The 23,979-nt window shown below is 72.7% G+C and carries 17 protein-coding genes; 4 read left to right on the top strand and 13 right to left on the bottom strand.

Annotated features, from left to right (window positions below):
* Positions 1-39 precede the first annotated feature (39 nt).
* The gene (locus tag ACGFYQ_RS07280) at positions 40-942 is read left to right on the top strand and encodes an aminoglycoside phosphotransferase family protein (protein WP_393740820.1); all 903 of its coding nucleotides are present in this window, start codon (positions 40-42) and stop codon (positions 940-942) included.
* Between the two features lie 44 nt (positions 943-986).
* The gene (locus ACGFYQ_RS07275) at positions 987-1,958 is read left to right on the top strand and encodes a slipin family protein (protein ID WP_393740818.1); all 972 of its coding nucleotides are present in this window, start codon (positions 987-989) and stop codon (positions 1,956-1,958) included.
* Between the two features lie 505 nt (positions 1,959-2,463).
* Here the strand turns inward: ACGFYQ_RS07275 and ACGFYQ_RS07270 are convergent.
* From ACGFYQ_RS07270 to ACGFYQ_RS07220, 11 genes are all read right to left on the bottom strand, one after another.
* Complete coding sequence (locus ACGFYQ_RS07270; protein ID WP_393740816.1) at positions 2,464-4,158, bottom strand: proline--tRNA ligase; 1,695 nt, start codon at positions 4,156-4,158, stop codon at positions 2,464-2,466.
* Between the two features lie 59 nt (positions 4,159-4,217).
* Positions 4,218-4,760, bottom strand: coding sequence for a GNAT family N-acetyltransferase (locus ACGFYQ_RS07265; protein ID WP_393740814.1), 543 nt, complete (start codon positions 4,758-4,760; stop codon positions 4,218-4,220).
* 62 nt (positions 4,761-4,822) lie between these two features.
* Positions 4,823-5,668 carry a GNAT family N-acetyltransferase gene (locus ACGFYQ_RS07260; RefSeq protein ID WP_393740812.1) on the bottom strand — a complete coding sequence of 282 codons (846 nt, stop codon included), beginning with the start codon at positions 5,666-5,668 and terminating at the stop codon, positions 4,823-4,825.
* 142 nt (positions 5,669-5,810) lie between these two features.
* Positions 5,811-6,968 carry a flavodoxin-dependent (E)-4-hydroxy-3-methylbut-2-enyl-diphosphate synthase gene (gene ispG, locus ACGFYQ_RS07255; RefSeq protein WP_376679682.1) on the bottom strand — a complete coding sequence of 386 codons (1,158 nt, stop codon included), beginning with the start codon at positions 6,966-6,968 and terminating at the stop codon, positions 5,811-5,813.
* A gap of 176 nt (positions 6,969-7,144) precedes the next feature.
* Entirely contained in the window at positions 7,145-8,446 is a 1,302-nt protein-coding gene (locus tag ACGFYQ_RS07250; protein ID WP_393740809.1) for a M50 family metallopeptidase, read from the bottom strand.
* On the bottom strand, positions 8,443-9,696 hold the full coding sequence (dxr, locus tag ACGFYQ_RS07245) for a 1-deoxy-D-xylulose-5-phosphate reductoisomerase (protein ID WP_393740807.1): 1,254 nt from the start codon (positions 9,694-9,696) through the stop codon (positions 8,443-8,445). Before dxr ends, ACGFYQ_RS07250 begins: the two co-directional genes overlap by 4 nt.
* Before the next feature lie 20 nt (positions 9,697-9,716).
* A complete protein-coding gene (locus ACGFYQ_RS07240; RefSeq protein ID WP_393740805.1) occupies positions 9,717-11,018 on the bottom strand; it encodes a hypothetical protein in 1,302 nt (433 codons plus the stop codon).
* An 89-nt stretch (positions 11,019-11,107) separates the two neighbouring features.
* Positions 11,108-13,051: an acyl-CoA dehydrogenase family protein gene (locus ACGFYQ_RS07235; RefSeq protein ID WP_393740803.1), complete on the bottom strand. Its 1,944-nt coding sequence runs from the start codon at positions 13,049-13,051 to the stop codon at positions 11,108-11,110.
* 154 nt (positions 13,052-13,205) lie between these two features.
* Positions 13,206-14,651 carry an aldehyde dehydrogenase family protein gene (locus ACGFYQ_RS07230; RefSeq protein ID WP_393740801.1) on the bottom strand — a complete coding sequence of 482 codons (1,446 nt, stop codon included), beginning with the start codon at positions 14,649-14,651 and terminating at the stop codon, positions 13,206-13,208.
* A 289-nt stretch (positions 14,652-14,940) separates the two neighbouring features.
* Positions 14,941-16,521, bottom strand: coding sequence for a PucR family transcriptional regulator (locus ACGFYQ_RS07225; protein ID WP_393740799.1), 1,581 nt, complete (start codon positions 16,519-16,521; stop codon positions 14,941-14,943).
* Between the two features lie 130 nt (positions 16,522-16,651).
* Positions 16,652-18,841, bottom strand: a complete 2,190-nt coding sequence (locus tag ACGFYQ_RS07220) for an ATP/GTP-binding protein (protein ID WP_393740797.1) — start codon at positions 18,839-18,841, stop codon at positions 16,652-16,654.
* Positions 18,842-19,298: 457 nt separating this feature from the next.
* On the opposite strand from ACGFYQ_RS07220, the gene gabT reads away from it, so the two are divergent.
* On the top strand, positions 19,299-20,633 hold the full coding sequence (gabT, locus tag ACGFYQ_RS07215) for a 4-aminobutyrate--2-oxoglutarate transaminase (RefSeq protein ID WP_393740795.1): 1,335 nt from the start codon (positions 19,299-19,301) through the stop codon (positions 20,631-20,633).
* A gap of 153 nt (positions 20,634-20,786) precedes the next feature.
* Positions 20,787-21,590, top strand: a complete 804-nt coding sequence (locus ACGFYQ_RS07210) for a phosphatase PAP2 family protein (RefSeq protein WP_393740793.1) — start codon at positions 20,787-20,789, stop codon at positions 21,588-21,590.
* On the opposite strand, the gene ACGFYQ_RS07205 is transcribed toward ACGFYQ_RS07210, so the two are convergent.
* Together ACGFYQ_RS07205 and ACGFYQ_RS07200 are read right to left on the bottom strand one after the other, a co-directional pair.
* Entirely contained in the window at positions 21,556-23,361 is a 1,806-nt protein-coding gene (locus ACGFYQ_RS07205; protein WP_393740791.1) for a chitinase, read from the bottom strand. The genes ACGFYQ_RS07210 and ACGFYQ_RS07205 overlap by 35 nt on opposite strands.
* A gap of 97 nt (positions 23,362-23,458) precedes the next feature.
* Positions 23,459-23,923, bottom strand: coding sequence for a hypothetical protein (locus tag ACGFYQ_RS07200; RefSeq protein ID WP_393740789.1), 465 nt, complete (start codon positions 23,921-23,923; stop codon positions 23,459-23,461).
* Between the last annotated feature and the right edge of the window lie 56 nt (positions 23,924-23,979).

The raw sequence follows: 23,979 nt of genomic DNA, 5'->3' as shown, positions 1-23,979 counted from the left end.
CACAACGGGCCCGGCACAGCTGAAAGGGACCACGCACGCATGGCTTTCGAACCGCCGCAGCGGCTTGTACGGGCGCTCGGCGAGATGCCGCGATCGGCGCAGGACGAGGACTGGTTGCGGCAGTTGCCCCGGCTCACCGAGGCCGCGCTGGAGCGGCGCGGGGTGCAGGCCCAGCGGGTACAGGCCCCGGGCGGCCGCAGCAGCCTGGTCGTCCTCGTCCGGTACGCCGACGGCACCCCGGCCGCTCTGAAGCTGGCGCCCCCGCACGCCCGGCCCGACCGGGAGCTGGCCGCGCTGGCGCACTGGGGCGGTTTCGGGGCCGTACAGGTCCTCGACTCGCGGCACCACGAGGAGGATGGGGCGCTGCTGCTGGAGCGGCTGCACCCGGAGGTCTCGCTGCGGTCGCTGCCGGAGGCCAAGGCGCTGCTGGAGGCCAGCGGCACGCTGCGCAGGCTGTGGGTGGCGCCGCCCGCCGGGCACGCCTGGGAGACGGTGGCGGAGCGGTCGGAGCAGCAGTCGGTGGCGCTGCGGGCGGCCCCGGCGGAGGTCGAGGCGCTGGCCGACACGGCGCTGGCGATGCGCGACGAGCTGGTCGCGGCCCCGCCGGAGGAGCTGCTGCTCCACGGGAACTTCCGGCAGGGCAAGGTCCTCGCCGGCGAGCGCGCTCCGTGGCTGACGGTGGGCCCGGACCCGCTGGTCGGCGAGCGGGCGTACGACCTGGCGCGGCTGGTCCGGGACCGGCTGGAGGACCAGATGGCCACCTCGGCGGGGGCGGCGGGCGCCCGGCGCCGGGTGAACAAGCTGGCCGACGCCCTGGAGGTGGACCGGGACCGGCTGCGGGGCTGGTCGGTGTTCCGCGCGGTGGAGTCGGGGAACCGGGCACTGGCCGCCGGGCGGCGCCGGGACGCGGAGCTGCTGCTGGAGTTCGCGGCCTGGCTGTAGGGCATACCGTTTAGAGAGACAGGTACGTCCGGCAGGGGGCCGTCATGGTCGAAGAACTGCTGACAGCGGCGATCGCCGCAGGTGTGGGCATCGCGGTCTACATGGGCGCCGCCGCCCGGGTGGTGAAGCAGTACGAGCGGGGCCTGGTCTTCCGCTTCGGCAGGCTGCGCAACGAGATCCGGCCGCCCGGCTTCGCGATGATCGTTCCCGTGATCGACCGGATCCACAAGGTGAACATGCAGATCGTGACGCTGCCGGTGCCGGCCCAGGAGGGCATCACGCGGGACAACGTCACGGTGCGGGTGGACGCGGTCGTGTACTTCAAGGTCGTCGACCCGGCGAACGCGATCGTGGCGGTGGAGGACTACCGCTTCGCCGTCTCGCAGATGGCGCAGACCTCGCTCAGGTCGATCATCGGAAAGTCGGACCTGGACGATCTGCTGTCCAATCGGGAGATGCTCAACCAGGGCCTGGAGCTGATGATCGACAGTCCGGCGGTGGGCTGGGGCGTGCAGATCGACCGGGTCGAGATCAAGGACGTGTCCCTGCCGGAGACGATGAAGCGGTCGATGGCCCGGCAGGCGGAGGCGGACCGGGAGCGGCGGGCCCGTGTGATCAACGCGGACGCGGAGCTTCAGGCATCGCACAAGCTGGCCGAGGCGGCGGAGGTCATGTCGGAGCAGCCGGCGGCGCTGCAGCTGCGCCTGCTGCAGACGGTGGTGGCGGTTGCCGCCGAGAAGAACTCGACGCTGGTCCTGCCCTTCCCGGTGGAACTCCTGCGCTTCCTGGAACGCGCGGCCCCGACTCCGGCCCCGGCCTCGGGCGAAGCCCCGCCCCCGGACGACGCCGCGGCCCCCCGGGCGGTCACCGGACCGGAAGGCGGCCTGTCCCTGGACGGGTCGCCGCCGCCCCAGGGCGGCGCAGCGGCCCCCCGGGCGGTCACCGGACCGGGAGACGGCCTGTCCCTGGACGGGTCGCCGCCGCCCCCGTCGGGCCCGGACGAGCCCTGCGGCTAGTGCTGTGACCGCAAAGGTTCACCGGAGCGCGACGCCCAGCACGGCACCTCGCCGCGTTGTCGGACCGCGCAAGTACGTCCAGTACGAGCCGCGGCCCTCCGCCTTGCGATGCACCGCACCTGGGGGCACCTCCCTGGGGGTCCCCCCGGACGGAGTCTGGGGGAGGTAGCTGGGGGAGCCGCGCCCCGGCAAACCTTTCCGGCCACAGCACTAGGCGGCAGCCGCTGCGCGGAGCAGTCCCCCACCCCGCCCTTCCCGAAACCAGGCTCCGCCCGGACCCGCGCCTCAAACGCCGGCGGGGCTGGATCTGGCTGATGCCGTCTCCCTGGCGGGCGTGGAATTGCGCGCAGCGCATTCATCCCGCCCAGGCGGGCTGGATCGCCCGCAGGGCAATTGCAGCCTCGCCGGGCACAACCCAGCCCCGCCGGCGTTTGAGGCGTGGGGGTCCCCCCGGACGGAGTCTGGGGGAGGGTCTGGGGCGGAGCCCCAGCAGACGGCCCGCGGGTTACGTCAGGCGGGTCAGGGCTTCGGGGAGGGGGAGTTCCTCGCGGGTGCCCGAGGCGCGGTGCTGGAGTTCGACCACACCCTCCGCCGAGCGACGGCCCGCGACCAGGATCCACGGGACGCCGATGAGCTCCGCGTCCGTGAGCTTCACGCCCGGGGACAGGCCCGGGCGGTCGTCCAGCAGGACCCGCAGGCCCGCCGAGGCCAAGGCGGCCGCCGCCTGCTCCGCCAGCGCCAGCGGCACGGCCTTGCCCGCCGCCACCACGTGGACATCGGCCGGGGCCACGGCCGCCGGCCAGCACAGCCCGCGCTCGTCCGCCGTCTGCTCGGCCAGTGCGGCCACCGCACGGGAGACACCGATGCCGTACGAGCCCATCGTGACCCGGACGGGCTTGCCCTCGCGGCCCAGCACGTCCAGCCCGAAGGCGTCCGCGTACTTGCGGCCCAGCTGGAAGATGTGGCCGATCTCGATCGCCCGGTCGAGCCGGAGACCGGCGCCGCAGCGCGGGCAGGGGTCGCCCGGCTCCACGACCACCACGTCCAGGTACTGGTCCACCTCGAAGTCCCGGCCGCAGACCACGTTGCGGGCGTGGGTGTCCACCCGGTTGGCGCCGGTGACCCAGGCGGTGCCCGGCGCCACCCGCGGGTCGGCCAGGTAGCGGACCTTGTCCAGGCCCTGCGGGCCCACGTAGCCGCGTACGAGGTCGGGCCGGTCCGCGAAGTCCTCGGCCGTCACCAGTTCCACCACGGCCGGGGCCAGGTGTTCGCCGAGCTTGCCGAGGTCCACCTCGCGGTCTCCGGGCACGCCGACCGCCACGATCTCGCCGTCGACCTTCACCAGGAGGTTCTTCAGGGTCGCCGAGGCGGGCACCCCCAGCTGCGCGGCCAGGGTCTCGATGGTCGGGGTGTCCGGGGTGTCCACCTCCTCAAGCGCCGGGTGCTGCGCGGACACCGGGGCGAGGGCGAAGGTCACGGCCTCGGTGTTGGCGGCGTAGTCGCAGGACGGGCAGTCCACGAAGGTGTCCTCGCCCGCCTCCGCCGGGGCCAGGAACTCCTCGGACGCCGAGCCGCCCATCGCCCCCGACACCGCCGACACGATCCGGTGGTCCAGGCCGAGGCGCGTGAAGATGCGCTGGTAGGCGGCGCGGTGGAGCGCGTACGACTCCGCCAGACCCTCGTCGGATACGTCGAAGGAGTACGAGTCCTTCATCTGGAACTCGCGCCCGCGCAGCACCCCGGACCGGGGCCGCGCCTCGTCGCGGTACTTGGTCTGGATCTGGTACAGCATGACCGGCAGGTCCTTGTACGAGGTGCACTGGTCCTTCACCACCAGGGTGAAGATCTCCTCGTGGGTCGGGCCGAGCAGGTAGTCCGCGCCCTTGCGGTCCTTGAGCCGGAACAGCAGGTCCCCGTATTCCGACCAGCGCCCGCTGACCTCGTACGGCTCCTTCGGCAGCAGCGCCGGGAGCAGCACCTCCTGCGCCCCGATCGCGTCCATCTCCTCGCGGACGACGCGCGAGACGTTGTCCAGGACCCGCTTGCCGAGCGGCAGCCACGTCCATACCCCGGCCGAGCTGCGCCGGACGTATCCGGCGCGGACCAGCATCCGGTGGCTGAGGGTTTCGGCGTCGGCCGGGTCCTCGCGGAGGGTCTTGGCCATGAGGCGGGACATGCGCTGCACGTGTTGCGTAGACATGCCCGGAGGTTACCGGCGGCCGTGCGGGCAGCGGAAACCCGTTTCCGCGGGCCCGTTCCTCAGAGCCTCAGCAGGGGCAGCGGGGCGCCCATGACGGCGTACGGGAGGCTCGCGCTCGGGAAGTGGACCTGGCGGGCGAGATCCTTGTAGCCGAGGGCCCGGTAGAGCCCGCGGGCGGGGCTGTCGGTGTCGATGGCGGAGAGGATCGAGCGCGGTTCGGCGGCGTTGTCGGTGATGCCGGTGATCAGCGCGCGGCCGACGCCGTGGCCCTGGAATCCGGGGTGGACGTGCAGCTCGGTGATCACGAAGGAGTCGTCGAGCCAGTCCTCGTGGCCCCCGGCCCGCAGGTAGGGCTCGACGATCGTGGACCACCAGTGCGTCCGGTCGTTCGGCATCCCGTAGACGAAGCCGGTGAGCGCGCCGTCCTCGGCGAAGGCCCCGAGGGCGCGGGCGCCGCGGCAGGCCATGTGCCGCTGGACGATGTAGCGCCGGATGCCGACCTCCTCCTCGCTGAGGCCGAAGGCGACGGCCTGCACGCGCAGGGCCTCGTCCACGCGGGCGGCGAGGTCGAGGGGGCCGATGCGGAGTCCGGAAGGCAGCATGCGGCGACCTTACTGCGCGGTAGGGGCCTGCCGGTATGCCGTCGCCAAGGTCTGGTACGGATTCAGAACAGCACGCTCATGAAGGCGCCGACCTCGCGGAAGCCGACCCGCCGGTACGAGGCCCGGGCGGCGGCGTTGAAGTCGTTCACGTAGAGGCTGACCACGGGTGCGACGTCCTGCAGCGCGTAGGCGACGACGGCGGCCATCCCGGTCTCCGAGTGGCCGCGCCCGCGGAACTCGGGGTCCACCCACACGCCCTGGATCTGGCAGGCGCGGGAGGTGGCGGCGCCGATCTCCGCCTTGAAGACGATCCTGCCGTCCTCGACGCGGGCGAAGGAGCGGCCGCTGCCGACGAGTTCGGCGACCCTGGCCTGGTAGAGCAGCCCGCCGTCGCCGGCCATCGGGGAGATGCCGACCTCCTCGGTGAACATGGCCACGCAGGCGGGCATGATCAGGTCCATCTCTTCCTTGCGGACGCGGCGGACCAGCGGGTCGGCCTCGACCGTGGTGGACGGGGACTCGATGACCATGAGGGGCTGGTGGGAGCGCACGTCGCGGGCCGGTCCCCAGCTGGGCTCCAGGAGCTGCCACAGCAGCCGGGTGGCCCCGGCGGGCCCGACGATGGAGGAGCAGCGGCGGCCCGTGCGCCGGGCGCGGTCGGCGAAGGCGCGTACGGCGTCGGGTTCGGCGCAGACGGGGACCAGGTTGGCGCCGGCGTAGCAGAGGGAGCGGAGCTCGCCGTCGGCGTACCAGCCCCACATCTCGCCGCCCAGGCGCCAGGGGTCGAGTCCGGCGACCTGGACCCGGGAGGTGACGAAGGCGTTCTCGACCGGCTCGCGTCCGAGGACTTCGAGGGCGGCGTCGAGATCACTGGGCTCAAGGACCCGGGTGGTGGTCTGCGTCAACACTGGGGCCTCACCGTGCAAGTCTGCTGATCTCCGCACTGTACCCGCCGCGACCGGAGGATGCCCGGTCCCCCAGGTCACGAAAAAGCCCCGGCCCCGGCCCGCGAGCTGCGGGAACGGGGCCGGGGGCGGAACGTCGCGGGCGTCAGACGCCGATGGCGACCGTCGGCTCGCCCGACATCACGCCGTCCTTCTCCATCTGCTCGGCGATCTTCATCGCCTCTTCGATGAGGGTCTCCACGATCTTCGACTCGGGGACGGTCTTGATGACCTCGCCCTTCACGAAGATCTGGCCCTTGCCGTTGCCGGAGGCGACGCCGAGGTCGGCCTCGCGGGCCTCGCCGGGGCCGTTGACGACGCAGCCCATGACCGCGACGCGCAGCGGGACCTCCATGCCCTCCAGGCCCGCCGTGACCTCCTCGGCCAGCTTGTAGACGTCCACCTGGGCCCGCCCGCAGGACGGGCAGGAGACGATCTCCAGGCGGCGCGGCTTGAGGTTCAGCGACTCCAGGATCTGGTTGCCGACCTTGACCTCCTCGACCGGCGGGGCGGAGAGGGAGACGCGGATGGTGTCGCCGATGCCCTCGGAGAGCAGCGCGCCGAAGGCGACGGCGGACTTGATGGTGCCCTGGAAGGCCGGGCCGGCCTCGGTGACGCCGAGGTGCAGCGGGTAGTCGCAGGCGGCGGCCAGCTGGCGGTAGGCGTTGACCATGACGACCGGGTCGTTGTGCTTGACCGAGATCTTGATGTCGCCGAAGCCGTGCTCCTCGAAGAGGGAGGCCTCCCACAGCGCGGACTCGACCAGCGCCTCGGGGGTGGCCTTGCCGTACTTCTTGAGCAGCCGGGCGTCGAGCGAGCCCGCGTTGACGCCGATCCGGATCGGGGTGCCCGCGGCCTTGGCGGCGTGCGCGATCTCCTTGACCTTGTCGTCGAACTGCTTGATGTTGCCCGGGTTCACGCGGACGGCGGCGCAGCCGGCGTCGATCGCGGCGAACACGTACTTGGGCTGGAAGTGGATGTCCGCGATGACCGGGATCTGCGACTTCTTCGCGATGACGGCGAGGGCGTCGGCGTCGTCCTGGGTCGGGCAGGCCACGCGGACGATGTTGCAGCCGGAGGCGGTGAGCTCGGCGATCTGCTGGAGCGTGGCACCCACGTCGGAGGTGCGGGTCGTGGTCATCGACTGCACCGAGATGGGTGCGTCGCCGCCGACGGCCACCGACCCCACCTGGATCTTGCGGCTGACCCTGCGGTCGGCAAGCTTCGTCGGCACGGCCGGCATTCCGAGAGAGATGGCAGTCATCTGCTGTGCAACCCCAAGGTGTGGATCAAGGTCCCGAGATCGGCGGGCTCCAGGCTTCGAGATTACGCCAAACCCCGCGCGCTCCACGCATCCGAGGGGGGTCCCCCACCCGAACGCAGGGAGCCGGGCACGATGCGTGCCCGGCTCCCGGTCCGGTCCTCACGGCCCGACGGCCGCTAGGTGATCTTGATCGGGTTCACCACGTCCGCCACCATCACCAGCAGCGTGAAGCAGATGAACAGCCCCGCCACCACGTACGCGACGGGCATCAGCTTGGCCACGTCGAACGGGCCGGGGTCGGGGCGCCGGAAGACCCGCGCCACGGCGCGCCGGACCGACTCCCACAGCGCGCCGGCGATGTGCCCGCCGTCGAGCGGGAGCAGCGGCAGCATGTTGAACAGGAACAGCGAGAGGTTGAAGCCGGCCAGCAGGTTGAGGAAGAACACCAGCTGGTGCTGGGCGGGGATGTCGAGGGTGAAGATCTCACCGCTGACCCGCGCCGCGCCGACGACGCCCATCGGACTGTCCTGCTTGCGCTCGGCCCCGTTGAAGGCGGCGTCCCACAGGTCCGGGACCTTGGAGGGCAGGGCGACCAGCGACTCCACACCGCTCTGCATCATCTCGCCCATCCGGCCGACGGACTGGCCGAAGGACTGCGGGACGTAGCCGGAGGCGGGGGCGAAGCCGAGGAAGCCGGCGGTGACGTACTGGTCCTTGACGTAGTTGCCGCTGCCGTCCGTCTTGGCGACCTTGTTCTCGATCAGGTTCGCCTTCAGGTCGATCCGCTGGCCGACCCGCTCGACGGTGATCACGGCGGGGCCGACGGTGGCGCGGATCTCCTTCTGCAGGGCGGACCAGTCCTCGACCGGGCGGCCGTTGAAGGCGACGATCTTGTCGCCCGCCTTCAGGCCCGCCGCCTTGGCGGGGGCGGCCGGGTCTCCGGGGGCGCACTTGTCGCGCTTCTCGCTCTGCTGGATGACGCAGTCCGAAACCGTGGCGACCGACGTGGTCTGGGTGTTCAGCCCGAAGGTCATCAGGGTGGTGAGGAAGATCGCCACCGCCAGGACCAGGTTCATGAACGGGCCGGCGAACATCACGATCACGCGCTTCCACGGCTTGCGCGTGTAGAAGAGCCGGGTCTCGTCGCCGGGCTGGAGCTCCTCGTACGCCGCCGAGCGCGCGTCCTCGATCATCGACCGGAACGGCGAGGTCGAGCGGGCGGTGACCTTGCCGTCCTCGCCGGGCGGGAACATCCCGATCATGCGGATGTAGCCGCCCATCGGGATGGCCTTGATCCCGTACTCGGTCTCGCCCTTCCTCCGCGACCAGATGGTCGGCCCGAAGCCCACCATGTACTGCGGCACCCGGATGCCGAACAGCTTGGCCGTGGAGAGGTGCCCCAGCTCGTGCCAGGCGATGGAGACCAGCAGGCCGAACGCGAAGATCACGACCCCGAGCACCGTCATCAGCAGTGTCATGCGCCCGCCTCCACGGCGGCCCGAGCCGCCATCTCCCGGGCCCGGGCCCTGGCCCAGACCTCAGCTTCAAGGACGTCCTGGACCGTCAGGGAAGTTCCCGACTCCGGTGTCCCGTGCTCATCGACCACGGCAGAGACGGTATCCATGATTGCCGTGAACGGCAGCCGACCTGCCAGGAACGCCTCGACGCACTCCTCGTTGGCCGCGTTGAACACGGCCGGGGCGGTGCCGCCGAGGGTGCCGACGTGCCGGGCGAGGCCCACCGAGGGGAAGGCCTCGGTGTCCAGCGGGAAGAACTCCCAGGTGGACGCCTTGGTCCAGTCGAAGGCGGGGGCCGCGTCCGGGATCCGCTGGGGCCAGCCGAGGCCGATCGCGATGGGGCCGCGCATGTCCGGCGGGGTGGCCTGGGCGAGCGTGGAGCCGTCCGTGAACTCGACCATCGAGTGCACGTAGGACTGCGGGTGGACCACGACCTCGATGCGGTCGAAGGGGATGTCGTAGAGCAGGTGCGCCTCGATGACCTCCAGCCCCTTGTTGACGAGGGTGGCGCTGTTCACCGTGATCACCGGGCCCATGGCCCAGGTGGGGTGCGCGAGCGCGTCCTCGACCGTGACCCCCGCCAGCTCCTCGCGGGTGCGGCCGCGGAAGGGCCCGCCGGAGGCGGTGACCACGAGCTTGCGCACGTCGGCCCGGGTGCCGGCGGCCAGCGCCTGGAACAGCGCCGCGTGCTCGGAGTCCACGGGGATGATCTGGCCGGGCTTCGCGAGGGCCTTGACCAGCGGGCCGCCGACGATCAGCGACTCCTTGTTGGCCAGGGCCAGGGTCCGGCCCGCCCGCAGGGCGGCGAGGGTGGGCGCGAGGCCGATGGAACCCGTGATGCCGTTGAGGACGGTGTGGCACTCGGAGGCGGCGAGCTCGGCCGCCGCGTCGGGGCCGGCCAGGATCTCGGGCAGCGCCTCGGAGGCGCCGTACTGGGCGCTCAGCGCCTCTTTCAGGGCCGGTACGACGTCCTCGCGGGCCACGGCCACCGTCGTGACCCGCAGCAGCCGGGCCTGCTCGGCCAGCAGTCCGACCCGCCCGCCGGCGGCGGACAGCGCGGTCACCCGGAACCGGTCCGGGTTGCGCAGGGCGAGGTCGATGGCCTGGGTGCCGATGGACCCGGTGGACCCGAGGATGACGATGTCCCGGGGGCCGGCCGCGGGGTCGAAGAGGAGGTGCGGATCGGCGAGGGGGGCTGGGCGGTCGCTCATGCCCCCATTGTTGCCGGAAGTCATGAGCGGCCCGACACGGAGCCCCCTTCCGTGACCCGCAGGAGAAGGTGGGGGAGCGTTCCGGCGAAGTCCGGGAGCGTGACGGCGACGCGCCACCAGGCGTCCGGATCGGCGCCGAGGGCCAGGGCGAACAGCCGGTCCGCCTCGGCCCGGGCGGCGAGCACGGCCTCCGGCCGGTCGTGCCGGTCGGGGTGGTCCACGTCCCCGAGCCAGTGGTCCTCGTCCAGGGCCCAGCAGGCGGGCGCCTTGTGCCGGATCACGTCCTCACCGGTGAGCAGCCCGCGCGCCAGGCAGTCCCGGACCCACCGGATGTCCTCCTCGACGGAGTCCACGGGCACGGCGAGGCTCGCCAGGGCCAGTTCGCGGTCCACGCCCCCGACGGGCTCGGCGGCCTTCGGGGCGAGCCGGCCCACCGCCGCGACGAGCCCGGCGACGGGTGGTCCGCCGGCCGGCTCGGCCAAGGTCCCGCGGACGGTCCGTGCCACGAGGACCGGCAGGGTGCCGCGGAAGGTGTGGGCGTGCCGGAGCAGCTCCGCCCACAGCCGGGGATCGTCGCGCAGCGGGCGCAGCGTGCGTGCGACGGCCGTCCGCATGCCCGCCCGTTCGGGCAGGGTCCAGCGCAGGCCGCTGGTCCCGGGGAGGTCCGCGAGCAGCAGGGTCCGGTGCGCGGGGGCGACGTGGGCGACGAGCTCGTCGCAGGTGAGCAGCCCCATGCGCACGGCCCGTACGGCGGGCCGGTACCACTGGCGTCCGGACGTGTACCACCGGTCGGTGTCGAGCAGCGCCTGGCAGACCTTCCGGGGCAGTCCGCCGACCAGCAGCAGGGCCTCGACCACGCTGGGCGGCAGCGGGTCGCGGGCGTGCTCGCGCAGCAGTATCTCCGGGTCGAGGGGCTCGTGCGGCATCCGCAGCAGGGTGAGGGGTATCCGGACCCGGCGGCCGTGCCGACGGAGCAGCGCGATCAGCTCGTCGGTGCCGAACGGCCCGGGCCCGACCTCCCGCAGCAGCTCCGGTGACGGCCCGGGGCGGGCCGCGTACCGCGCCGGTCCGGGCAGCCCGGGCAGGGGCCGTCCGACGACGTGGGGGTTGCGGGCGACGAACTGCCGGTCCTCCTCGCTGCCGTGGCGCAGCAGCAGGGTGACGGTCGAGGCCGACAGCCATTCGTCGCGGCACAGGTACTTGCGGGTCGGCGCGTCGAGCCGGCCTATCAGGTCGACGACGACGTGGTCCGGTGCGTGGCGCAACAGGTGCGCCACGCACCAGGCCAGCCGTCGGCTGTTGCGGTCTTCCGCGGTCGGCATCGCTGTCTCCGCCTTGCCCGTGCTCGTACGCGTACTGGTACTCGTACTCATCCTCGTACGTCTGTCCGACGTCCGGCGATGATCGCAGGTCAGCGGATGGGGCGGTGCACGTTTTCCCGAGCGGAGGGGCCGGGGGCGGCGTCGGCGATCCAGGGACCGTCGCCCGAGGGGTCGATGATGCCGTCCTCCAGCCAGGTGTAGGTACCGGTCAGGACGCCCTCGACGACCTTGCGGTCGAGGTCGTCGGTGTTGGTCCAGAGCCGGCCGAAGAGCTCCTCGACGCGGATCCGGGACTGCCGGCAGAAGACGTCGGCGAGCTGGTACGCCTCGCGGCCGTGGTCCCCGGTGGCGCGCAGGTGCTCGGCGCGGACGCAGGCCGCGCTCATCGCGAAGAGCTCGGCGCCGATGTCGACGATCCGGCCGAGGAAGCCCTGTTTGGTCTCCATGCGGCCCTGCCAGCGCGACATCGCGTAGAAGGTCGAGCGGGCGAGTTTGCGGGCTCCGCGCTCCACATAGCGCAGGTGGGTGGCGAGGTCGGGGTGACCGCTCGGGTGGAAGGCCCGGTAGGTGCCCGGGACCTGGCCGGCGCCGGTGGCCAGCTGCGGCAGCCAGCGGGCGTAGAACCCGGCGGCGCGGGCGCCCGCCTTCGCCTTGTCGCCGAGTGCCTTCTCCGGGTCGATGAGGTCGCCCGCGACCGACAGGTGGGCGTCGACGGCCTCGCGGGCGATCAGCAGGTGCATGATCTCGGTGGAGCCCTCGAAGATCCGGTTGATGCGCAGGTCGCGCAGCATCTGCTCGGCGGGGACGGCGCGCTCGCCGCGGGCGGCCAGGGACTCGGCGGTCTCGAAGCCGCGGCCGCCGCGGATCTGGACGAGCTCGTCGGCCATCAGGCAGGCCATCTCGGAGCCGTAGAGCTTGGCGAGGGCCGCCTCGATGCGGATGTCGTTGCGGTCCTCGTCGGCCATCTGGGAGGCCAGGTCGACCACCGCTTCGAGGGCGAAGGTGGTGGCGGCGATGAAGGAGATCTTGGCGCCGACGGCCTCGTGCTTCGCGACGGGGCGGCCCCACTGCTCGCGTACGCCGGTCCACTCGCGGGCGATCTTCAGGCACCACTTCCCGGCGCCGACGCACATGGCGGGCAGCGACAGCCGGCCGGTGTTGAGGGTGGTCAGCGCGATCTTGAGGCCGGCGCCCTCGGCGCCGATGCGCTGGGCCGCGGGGACCCTGACCTGGTGGAAGCGGGTGACGCCGTTCTCCAGGCCGCGCAGGCCCATGAACGCGTTGCGGTGCTCGACGGTGATCCCCGGCGAGTCCGCCTCCACGACGAAGGCGGTGATCCCGCCGCGGTGGTTCTCGCTCTTGGGGACGCGGGCCATGACCACGAGGAGGTCGGCCACGACCCCGTTGGTGGTCCACAGCTTCACGCCGTCGAGGAGGTACGCGTCCTCGCCGTCCGGGACCGCCGTGGTGGCCAGGCGCGCCGGGTCGGACCCCACGTCCGGCTCGGTGAGCAGGAAGGCACTGATGGCGGTGGTGGCACAGCGCGGCAGGTAGGCGTCCTTCTGCTCCTGCGTGCCGAAGATCTTCAGCGGCTGGGGGACGCCGATGGACTGGTGGGCGGAGAGCAGGGCGCCGATCGCCGGGCTGACGGAGCCGACGAGGGCCAGCGCCTTGTTGTAGTAGACCTGGGTGAGACCGAGGCCGCCGTACTTGGGTTCGATCTTCATGCCGAGGGCGCCGAGCTCTTTCAGCCCGCGCACGGTCTCGTCGGGGATCTTCGCCTCGCGCTCGATGCGCGCGCCGTCGATCTCCGTCTCGCAGAAGGCCCGCAGCCTGGCCAGGAAGGCCTCGCCGCGCCGGACGTCCTCGTCGGCGGGGAGCGGGTGGGGATGGATCAGGTCCAGCCGCAGCCGGCCGAGGAAGAGCTCCTTGGCGAAGCTGGGCTTGCGCCAGTCCTGTTCCCGGGCCGCTTCCGCGACCTGCCGTGCCTCGCGCTCGGTCACCTTGGGCTGTGCGGGTTGTGTTGCGGACATGAGGGGGCTCACCTCGCCGCCGGAGTCGGGTGGGCACCGGATCACCAGCCGGTGCTACCTGTGAGTCGTACCCCGTTCACGCCCTCGGGAAAAGGGGGACGGCCGGAGCCCCCGCACAGTAGGCTCCGGCCGTCGGCTTTTTGGCCGTACGAGATCAGATGTCGAGGCCGGTCAGGACCAGGACTCGCTCGTACGTGTAGTCGTCCATCGCGTAGCGGACACCCTCGCGGCCCACACCCGACTGCTTGACGCCGCCGTAGGGCATCTGGTCGGCGCGGTAGGACGGCGCGTCGCCGACGACCACACCGCCGACCTCGAGCTCGCGGTGGGCGCGGAACGCGGTCTGGATGTCGCGGGTGAAGACGCCGGTCTGCAGACCGAACTTGGAGTCGTTCACCGCGGCGAAGGCCTCGTCGGTGCCGTCGACCTTCTGCAGCGTCAGCACCGGTCCGAAGACCTCCTCGGTGGCGAGCTTGACGCCGGCCGGGACCTCCGCGAGGACGGTGGGCTCGTACGAGGCACCCTCGCGCTTGCCGCCGGTGAGCAGCTTGGCTCCGGCGGACACGGCCTCGTCGACCCAGGACTCGACCCGCTTGGCGGCGTCCTCGGAGACGAGGGGGCCGACGTCGGTGGCGGAGTCGGACGGGTCGCCGGTGACCTGGGCCTGGACCTTCGCGACGACCTTCTCCACGAGGGTGTCGTAGACGGAGGCGTCGGCGATCACGCGCTGCACCGAGATGCAGGACTGACCGGCCTGGTAGTTCGAGAAGGTCGCGATACGGGTCGCGGCCCAGTCGAGGTCGGCCTCGGAGGCCCAGTCGGCGAGGACGACGGCCGCGGCGTTGCCGCCGAGCTCCAGCGTGCAGTGCTTGTGGGGCACCGACTGCTGGATGGCGTAGCCGACGGTGTCGGAGCCGGTGAAGGAGATGACGGGGAGGCGCTCGTCCTTGACCAGGGCGGGCATCTTCTCGTTCGCGACCGGCAGGACCGACCAGGAGCCGGCCGGGAGTTCGGTCTCGGCGAGCAGCTCACCCAGGATCAGCCCGGAGAGGGGCGTGGCCGGGGCGGGCTTGAGGATGATCGGCGCGCCGACGGCGATGGCCGGGGCCACCTTGTGGGCGCACAGGTTCAGCGGAAAGTTGAACGGCGCGATGCCGAGGACCGGGCCCTTGACGAAGCGGCGGGTCAGCGCCAGGCGGCCGACGCCACCGGCGTCGGTGTCGAGGCGCTGGGCCTCTCCGCCGTTGAAGCGGCGGGCCTCTTCGGCGGCGAAGCGGAACACGGACACCGCACGGCCGACCTCACCGCGGGCCCACTTGACGGGCTTGCCGTTCTCGGCGGAGATCAGCTGGGCGATCTCCTCCGTGCGCTCGGCGAGCCGCTTGGACACGTGGTCCAGGGCAGCGGCACGCACGTGGGCGGGGGTCGCGGAGAACTCCGCCGTCACGGCGTGCGCCGCGGCCACGGCCTCTTCGACCTGGGCGTCGGTGGGCACGCTGACCGTGCCGACCAGGCGGCCGTCCCACGGGGAGTGGACGTCGAAGCTGTCCTCGCCGGTGGCCTGGCGGCCGGCGAGCCAGAAGGCGTGGGTGGAAGTCATGCGAATCCCGGCCCTTCGAGTGTGTGCGGTGGGTCGTTGTCCCCTCCACGGTAGGTCTCCGTCGGGGTTTCACGGTTTATCCGGGGTGTAGTACCTGAGGGCGAGGCCGCGCCGGTTTGTCACTGTCGTCCCAGCGGCTGGAATGCGCTGCGCGCAACTCCACGCCCGCCCGGCGGACGGCATCAGCCAAATCCAGCCCCGCCGACGAGGCGCGGGTCCGGGCGGAGCCCGGGAGGCCCGCGCAGCGGCCTCGGCCCCACCCCCGCACCCAAACCCGCACCCGCACCCGCTACGACGGCGTCGGGGAGGCCTTCAGGGCGAGCCACAGCTCCATGCGGACGTCCGGGTCGTCCAGGGAGCGGCCGAGGATCTCCTCGACCCGCTTCATCCGGTAGCGCAGGGTGTGCCGGTGCACACCGAGATCGGCGGCGGCCGCGTCCCACTGGCCGTGCCGGGAGAGCCAGGCCTGCAACGAGGCCACCAGATCGCCGCGCCCCGTCTCGTCGTGCTCCCGCAGCGCCCGCAGCGTGCCGTCCGCGAACGCCCGTACGGCGTCGTCGGCCAGCAGCGGCAGGACCGAACCCGCCGCCATGTCCTCGTGCTCCACCAACGGCCGTCCCCGTCGCCGGGCCACGGCCAGGGCCTGGTCGGCCTGTTTCAGCGCCGCCGCCACGGCGCCCGGGCCGGCCGGCGCGGACAGGCCGACGACGAGTTCGTCCGGCTCGGGACCGGCGGCGTCCCGGCCGCGCCGCGCCTCCAGGGCCTCCGCGTGGTCCAGGCAGGCCTGTACGGCCGAGCCCCCGTCGGCGGCCAGGACGACGAGCCGGCCCGGTTCCGGGACCACGAGCAGCGGCTCGCCGGTGCGGGCGGCCGCCGACTCCACGGTGTCGGCCAGCAGGGCCAGGCCCTCCGGCTGCGCGGTGCCCGGCAGCGCCGGCTCGGCCGCGATCAGCCGGAACGGGGCCTCCAGCAGGGCCCCGTACAGATCCCCGGCCACGGCTCTCGCGTGCTCCGCCTCCCCCGCCAGCAGCATCCGCAGCACCGCGGCCCCCAGCCGGGACTCGGCGTCGTGCAGCGAGCGCGAGCGCTCGGTGGTGAGGGTCAGGAGCGCGACCGCGGAGTGGACCGCGTACCGCTCGGCCGTGCCCAGCGGGGCCCCGGTGCCGACGGCGAGCGCGCCGCGCGCCCGTCGGCCCGTGCCCAGGGACTGCAGTTCGACCCGGTCCTCCGAACCGCCGACCACGGCGCTCGCGGGCGCGGGCCGCTCCCGCAGCCGCTCCACGTCCGGGGTGAGCCGGGCGGCGCGCCGCGCGGCCCAGTCGGGGGCGGCCGCGACGACCGCGCCCGAGGTGTCGTACAGCGCGGCCCAGCCGTGCACGTGCGCGGCCAGCCTCGACAGCAGCTCGGCGGGCCCGTCGGCGGAGAGCGCGGCGCGCGTCAATTCCCGCTGCGCCTCGAAACCGGCGGTCACGGCCCGGTACTGGTCGGCCGCGAGCGCGGCGGAGACGGCCTTGCTGATGGCGAGGAAGGGGGTCCGCCGCGGGACCTCCAGCAGCGGCATGTCCTCGGTCCGCGCCGCCTCGACCAGCGCCTCGGGGATCGCCTCGTAGTTCACGCCGATCGCGAAGCCGATGCCGACGACCCCGGCCGCGGCGAGGCGGCGTACGTACCGGCCCATCTCCTGCGGATCCTCCGCGTCCAGCTTCATCGCGGTGATCAGGAGCAGTTCCCCGCCCTCCATGTAGGGCACGGGGTCGGCGAGCTCGCTGACGTGGGCCCACCGCACGGGGGTGTCGAGTCGGCCCTCCCCCGCCCGGACGCTGAGCTTGAGGGCCGAGTGCTGGACGAGCGAGGCGAGGGTGAGCGGCATCGGTTACCAGGGGCCTTAGCGGGAGGGGACGGCGGAAGGGGGCGACAGAAGGGCATCAGAGGAGCCGCACCCCATTTCGCCGTGTCGTATGAACGGCTCCCCTCGATTCTGCCACCTCGTACGGGTCAGTTCAGGCCGTCCCGCCGAGCCGGACCAGCAGCGGAGCCGCCCGTTCCCCTTGAACCGAGGTCAAGGAGACCACCGCGTGCCCGGCTGGCACGGTGTTGGCGAGGGCCGACGCGGACCAGCGCTCCCGGTCGACCTGGCGCACCGTGACCGCGTCCGTGGTGACGTCTTTCCCGGTGATGAGCTTGCGCACAGCGTGCAGGAAGCGGGTGGTGGCCCGGTCGGCGTAGACCGCCCGGCTAGTGACGTCCCGGGTCTCGATGAGCTCGGTGCCCCACGCCTCTGAGAAGCGCTTGCCGTCCCAGGTGGTGACCCCGGAGAAGGCCATGCGGCAGCCGACCGCGCCGAGCACCTGGGTACGCAGCTCCTCCGGCACCTCGTCCAGCGTGCGCAGCGTCAGCAGAACGCCCGCGTTGGCCGAGCGCAGCCGCTGCAGGCCGCGCAGCGTCTGCGGGGTCAAGGTGTGCGAGGCGTCATCGAAGGCGAGGCACGCGAAGAGGGAGCGGTCCGTGCGCGCCGCGGCGGAGGTGTTGAACTGAGCGAGCAGAAGCCGGGCCAGCATGCGCGAGGCGTCTGGATGGGCCCGCTCGGGCAGGTCGATGCGGACCCGGACCGGGTGTTCCAGGGAGCGCAGCGAGAAGGGGTGCCCGACGCCGCTGGTGTCGAAGAAGCCGTGGAAGGCGGGCCGGTCCAGGAGCCCGGCCCGGTCAGCGAGCATGGGGCCCGGGTCGCCGTGGGCGCCGTATTGGCGTTCGCGGGCGTCGAGCTCGCGCAGCATGGCCTGAGCCCCGGCGGCCTCCAGGTCCCGGCGGAGCGCAGCCAGGGCGGCGGGCACCCTGTCGAGGAGCTCACGAAGCTCGGCCACCGCGGGGAAACGTCCATACGCGGCGCGGAACGGCCCCAGCAGCTGGGCGAGGGCGGTCGCGGCCCGACGGGTCTCGATCCCGGGAATGTCGCCGACGAAGGCCTCGGCAAGCAGGGAGGCGGCCTCGTCGGGGTCGCTCGTGCCCCCGTAGAGGTCGAGGTCATGGACGGAGGCGGGGTCACCGGGGCGGACCACGACGTCGTAGGCGTCGTCGGGGCCGAGCCCGGCACCTGCGGCGCCGACGGCGATCACCGCGGCTCCCCCGGCGAGCGCCTGGAGGGCAAGGGATTCGACGACGGGACGGACCAGGCGGGCCGTCTTGCCCACACCGGAGGGCCCGACGGCGAGCATCGAGGTTGCCAGCACCGAGGGGTCCAGGGCCAGCCCGGTGCCCCACCTCTCGTCTGGGTTGGGTTCGGCGTCGGTGACGAGGCCGATCCGGACCTGGGCGACGGTCAGGTCGTGTGCGGCGATGCGCACGGGCAGGTCGCGCGCCTTCGAGGGGTGCGCGCACGCGGCCGCGCCGTTATCGCGCACGGACTGCGCGAACGCGGACCGGCGCGAGGGATCGACCCGGACGGATGTGAAGGCCCGGCTGATCCGCGCGTGGTCGACATCGTTCATCCGGCCCGCTTCCGCCTCGGCGGCCAACCGGTCGGCGGATTCCGCCAGTCCGGCGGCACGCAGCTGCGGCCAGGCCACCGGGTCCTCGGGGCTGCCCGCGACGGCAGCCGCCGGAGCGGTTTCGGTGCGGGTGAGCAGTGTGCGCCAGCCGCCGAGCCGGGCGAAGACGTAGAGGAGGGGGAGGTAGATCATGACGTACAGGGCGTAGGTCAGCAGTGAGCCCGCGACATCGCCGAGCTCCTGGTAGGGCAGGTGCCCGAAGGCGAGCGGGTAGACCGGGAGGACTTTGTTCTCGATCAGCAGGACGACCACCAGGGCTCCGGCCGCGGCGCCCAGTGCGCGGTACCAGGGCCCGCGCGAGGCGATCAGCCGGTCGAAAGCGGCGCGCCAGCCGCCGAGCCGGGCGAAGACAAGGAACAGGCCGACGGTGACGAGCAGCTCGTAGAGCTCGAGGGCGACCCAGCCGCGGTAGTCGAGGGGGGCCATGACAAGGCCGTGGCTCCACCAGTTCTCGGGGGTGAAGAGGTAGAGCGGGCTCCCGGCGAAGGGCAACCTTCCCTCGAGGAACATCCGTCGGCAGGCGAAATAGACCAGAAAGGCGACCACGACCCGCGTGAGCACTGCCCGGTTGGACCCCTCGGGCTTGCGGACGGGCGGGACGTAGGCCTGGCGCCAGACGCCCGGGGCAGCGGTCGGCCGGGGCACGCGCAGCCAGGTACTGAAGGGCGAGCCGGTGGTCTGCGCCCCCGCGCGCGGGGGGTGGGCGGGCGGCGGCGGAGGGGGGGCCGCGGCCGGACGCGGCGGGCGCGCGGGCGGCGGCCCGGCCGGGCGGGGCACGTGTGCTCCGGCAGCGCGGCCGCCGGCCCCGTCGGCCGGACCCCCATACCCGCCCTGGCTGTGGCCGTGCGTGCCGTCGGTGTCCATGAAACCCCTGCCCCCCTGACCGTGCCGTGCGCTGCGGCGCTCAATCTAGTGCCCGGCCCGGGCGTTGGGGCCGTACCCCGCCAGGACCGGCGGGACACGTCCCGCCTCCTTCCTATGGCCGTCACGGACAAGGACACGCGGGCACCACTCCCGAACGGAGCATGCAGTACCCCCTCCCCCGGGCCTAGCCTGCGGACAAAGACACAAGTGCGTCCGAAAACACCCCCAGGAGCCCTCTATGACCGCTGTCCCGCAGGAGCGCCGCATCGTCACCGCGATCCCCGGCCCCAAGTCGCAGGAGCTGCAGGCCCGCCGCCTCGAGACGGTGGCCGGCGGCGTGGGCTCCGTGCTCCCCGTCTTCACGGCGCGCGCGGGCGGCGGCATCATCGAGGACGTCGACGGCAACCGCCTGATCGACTTCGGCTCCGGCATCGCCGTGACCTCGGTCGGCGCCTCCGCCGAGGCCGTCGTGCGTCGCGCCTCCGCGCAGCTCGCGAACTTCACGCACACCTGCTTCATGGTCACGCCGTACGAGGGCTACGTCGAGGTCTGCGAGGCCCTCGCCGAGCTCACCCCGGGCGACCACGCCAAGAAGTCGGCCCTGTTCAACTCCGGCGCCGAGGCCGTCGAGAACGCCGTCAAGATCGCCCGTTCGTACACCAAGCGCCAGGCCGTCGTCGTCTTCGACCACGGCTACCACGGCCGTACGAACCTCACGATGGCGCTGACCTCGAAGAACATGCCGTACAAGCAGGGCTTCGGTCCGTTCGCCCCCGAGGTCTACCGCGTCCCGGTCGCCTACGGCTACCGCTGGCCCACCGGCGCCGAGAACTGCGGCCCCGAGGCCGCCGCCCAGGCGATCGACCAGATCACCAAGCAGATCGGCGCCGACAACGTCGCCGCGATCATCATCGAGCCGGTCCTCGGCGAGGGCGGCTTCATCGAGCCGGCCAAGGGCTTCCTGCCCGCGATCGTGAAGTTCGCCAACGACAACGGCATCGTCTTCGTCGCCGACGAGATCCAGTCCGGCTTCTGCCGCACCGGCCAGTGGTTCGCGTGCGAGGACGAGGGCATCGTCCCCGACCTGATCACCACCGCCAAGGGCATCGCGGGCGGTCTGCCGCTCGCCGCCGTGACCGGCCGCGCCGAGATCATGGACGCCGCCCACGCGGGCGGCCTGGGCGGCACCTACGGCGGCAACCCGGTGGCGTGCGCCGGTGCGCTCGGCTCCATCGAGACCATGAAGGAGCTCGACCTCAACGCCGCGGCGAAGAAGATCGAGTCCCTCATGAAGACCCGCCTGACGGCCATGCAGGAGAAGTACGACATCATCGGCGACATCCGCGGCCGCGGCGCCATGATCGCGATCGAGCTCGTCAAGGACCCCGCGTCCAAGACCCCGTTCCCGGAGGCGGCCGCGCAGCTCGCCAAGGCCTGCCACGCCGAGGGCGTGCTGGTCCTCACCTGCGGCACCTACGGCAACGTGCTCCGCTTCCTCCCGCCGATCGTCATCGGCGAGGACCTGCTGAACGAGGGCCTGGACATCATCGAGGCCGCGTTCGCGGGCATCTGATCGAACGGCTAGAACGCGGCTAGAACGTCCGAGCGCAGCGCTCGCCCGATACCGCCGGTAATCGTCGGGCGCTGTGAAGAACGTGTGGGGGGCCGATGGCGGGAGCGCGTTCCCGCTGTCGGTCCCCCTTCCGCTGCCGTACGGTTTCTGCAGATGAGTGAGACACCCCGCTCCCGGGAAACCGAGGGCGACACCAGTGCCGGGCTTCCCCAGCGCCGTACTGGGCATGCGTTCGCGCACACTCCTCACCGATCGGACGGCCGACCGCCCCAAACCCCCCGGGGCGTGCGGCAACCCGATCCGGGCGGCCGTCCCGGAACCATCCCCCCTGTTCCGGGACGGCCGGCTACTCTCCCCGAGGCCGCCGTCCAGGCCGCGCTCTGGCTGACCGTGCTCTGCCTGACCGCCTTCGCCCTGATCACCTGGCAGGTCCTGGTCTCGGGGCCCCTGCTGTCCCCGGACGCGCGCCTCAGCCGCGCCCTCGTCCGCAGCGTCCCCGACACCGTCACCGAACGCCTCTCGGACCTCGGGAACGTCCCGGTCGCGCTGCCCGTGCTCGTCCTCGCCGTGGCGTACGCCGCCTGGCGCGGCGACCGGCGCGGGGCGGCGGCCGCGGCCCTGGCCATGGCGCTGGTCCCGGCCCTGATCGTCCCGCTGAAGGAGTGGACCGCCCGTCCCGGCCCGCTGGAGCCCTGGGCCGCCGGCTACTACCCCTCGGGCCACACCGCGACCGCGGCCGTCGCCTATCTCGGCGCGGCCCTGCTCGTCACCCCGTACACACGCCGGCCCTGGCCGACGGCCGTCGCCCTCGTGCTGACGGGGGCGACGGCCGTGGGCCTGGTCCTGCGGGGCTGGCACTGGCCGCTGGACGTGCTGGCCAGCCTCCTCGTGAGCGCCCCGCTGCTGCTGGCGGTGCGGTGGGTCAGCCGCCGAAATACGCGTCGAAGTTCCGGCTGAACTCCCAGCCCCCGAACCGGTCCCAGTTGACCGACCAGGTCATCAGGCCGCGCAGGCCCGGCCAGGTGCCGTGGGTCTGGTAACCGCCGCAGTCGGTCTTCTTCGTCAGGCAGTCCAGGGCCTTGTTCACCTCGGCGGGCGGGGTGTGGCCGTTGCCCGCGTTGGTCGTGGCCGGCAGGCCGATGGCGACCTGGTCCGGGCGCAGCGGCGGGAAGACGCGGGCGGTGTCGCCGGCGACCGGGAAGCCGGTGAGCAGCATGTCGGTCATGGCGATGTGGAAGTCCGCGCCGCCCATGGAGTGGTACTGGTTGTCGAGGCCCATGATCGGGCCCGAGTTGTAGTCCTGGACGTGGAGCAGGGTGAGGTCGTCGCGCAGGGCGTGGATGACCGGGAGGTACGCGCCGGCCCGCGGGTCCTGGCCGCCCCAGGGGCCCGAGCCGTAGTACTGGTAGCCCAGCTGGACGAAGAAGGTCTCCGGTGCCGCCGTCAGGGCGAAGTCGGGGCCGTACTTGGCCTTGAGGGTCTTCACGGCCGAGATCAGGTTGACGACCACGGGGGTGGTGGGGGCGCGGAAGTCGGTGTCCCCGGTGGCGAGGGAGAGGGAGTGGCCCTCGAAGTCGATGTCGAGGCCGTTGAGCCCGTACTCGTCGATGATCTTGCTGACGGAGGAGACGAAGGTGTCGCGGGCGGCCGTGGTCGCGAGCTGGACCTGGCCGTTCTGGCCGCCGATGGAGATGAGCACCTTCTTGCCGGCGGCCTGCTTGGCCTTGACGGCCGCCTTGAACTCGGCCGGGGATTCAACGTTCGGGCACTCGGCGACCGGGCAGAGCCGGAAGCGGATGTCGCCCGAGGTCACCGAAGTCGGTTCGCCGAAGGCGAGGTTGATGACGTCCCAGGAGGCGGGCACGTCCGCCATCCGGAGGTGGCCCGAGCCGTTGGCGAAGCTCGCGTGCAGGTAGCCGACGAGCGCGTGCGCCGGGAGGCCGCCGCCACCGCCGCCACCGCCGCTCGTCGTGGCCACGGAGACGGGGGCGCTCTTCGGGGACTCGCCCGCCGAGTTCACCGCGCCGACCCGGAAGGTGTACGTGGTGGACGCGGCGAGCCCGGTCACCGTCGCCGAGGCGGAGGTGACGGAGAGGGGCGCGGCGCCGTCCCGGTGGACGGTGTACGAGGTGGCCCCGGGCACCGCCGACCAGGACAGGGAGACCGAGCTCGACGAGGTGGCGGAGGCCGTCAGACCGGTGGGGGCGGCCGGGGGCTGGGGCTGGCCGGGGCCGCCGGGGTCGGGTCCGACCAGGGTGAGGTCGTCGGTGACGTGGGCGGACTGGCCGTACCAGCCGTGGGTGTAGACGGTGACGGAGGTCGTGGCCGGGCCGGTGCGGAATCCGGTCGTCAGCTGCTTCCAGGCGCCCGGGCTCTGTGTCCACGTCGACACGTCGGTGGTGCCCGTCCCGGTCGCGCCGAGGTAGACGTACGCGCCCTGCACCCAGGCGGCCAGCGTGTACGCCGAGTCGGGCTTGACGGTGACGGTCTGGGAGCAGCGGGCGTTGTCCTGGCCGGCCGGTGTGGCCTTGAGGGCGGAGCCGCCGCCGTGCACGGGCGAGGTGACGGTGGCTCCGCTGCCGCCGGAGCAGCTCCAGCCGTCGAGGCCGGCTTCGAATCCGCCGTTGCGTACGAGGTCGGCGTCCGCTGCCGCGGCAGGCGGGCCCGCGGCGAGGAAGCCGGCCGCCGCGAGTGCGGCGGCCGTGAGGAGGGACCACGCTCTGCGCACAACTGCCTCCGGTGCATGGGGGGATGGAGGGGGTCTGGGGGCACCTCCCAGCGGTAGCCGGGGGAGGCGCCCAAGATGGTCCAGACCAATGCCCTTGTCAAGATGTCCGGTCCTCCTCCGCCACCACGCGCGCGGCCGCCTCGTGCATGGCGAGCTCCAGCACCGCCGGGTCGGTGAGCGTGCCCTGCCCGTCCGGGAGCACCAGCCAGCGCACCCCGCCGGTGGCCCGGCCGGGGTAGGGCACGACGATCCAGGTCCCGCGCCCCGCGCCCCGTACGCCCGTCCCGATCCAGCGGGAGGCCGTGCCGGGAGGCACGAAAAAGCCCAGCCGCGAGTCGCCGAAATCGGCGAGCACGGGGCCGGGCCGGGCGAGGAGCAGGTTCAGCACGTCGAGGGTGGCCTCCCCCAGCTCCCCGGGCAGGATCAGCACGTCCCAGCGCCGGCCGGCGGGCAGCAGGGCGACCCCGAGGGGGTTGCGCTCCCACTCCCACCGGCAGGCCTCGGGGTCCGGCGCCACCGATGCCAGCCATTCCACTGCCGTCTTGGTCTCCGGGATCGCCATCGCCCGGCCTCCGTTCGTCTCGTGTCGGTGAAGGGTTCTCACCGGGAGAGAGCGCG

The organism is Streptomyces sp. NPDC048258, assembly GCF_043201995.1.
Classification (GTDB): Bacteria; Actinomycetota; Actinomycetes; order Streptomycetales; family Streptomycetaceae; genus Streptomyces.
Note: the sequence above shows the minus strand (reverse complement) of the source record. Positions and strands in the feature narration are given on the sequence as shown.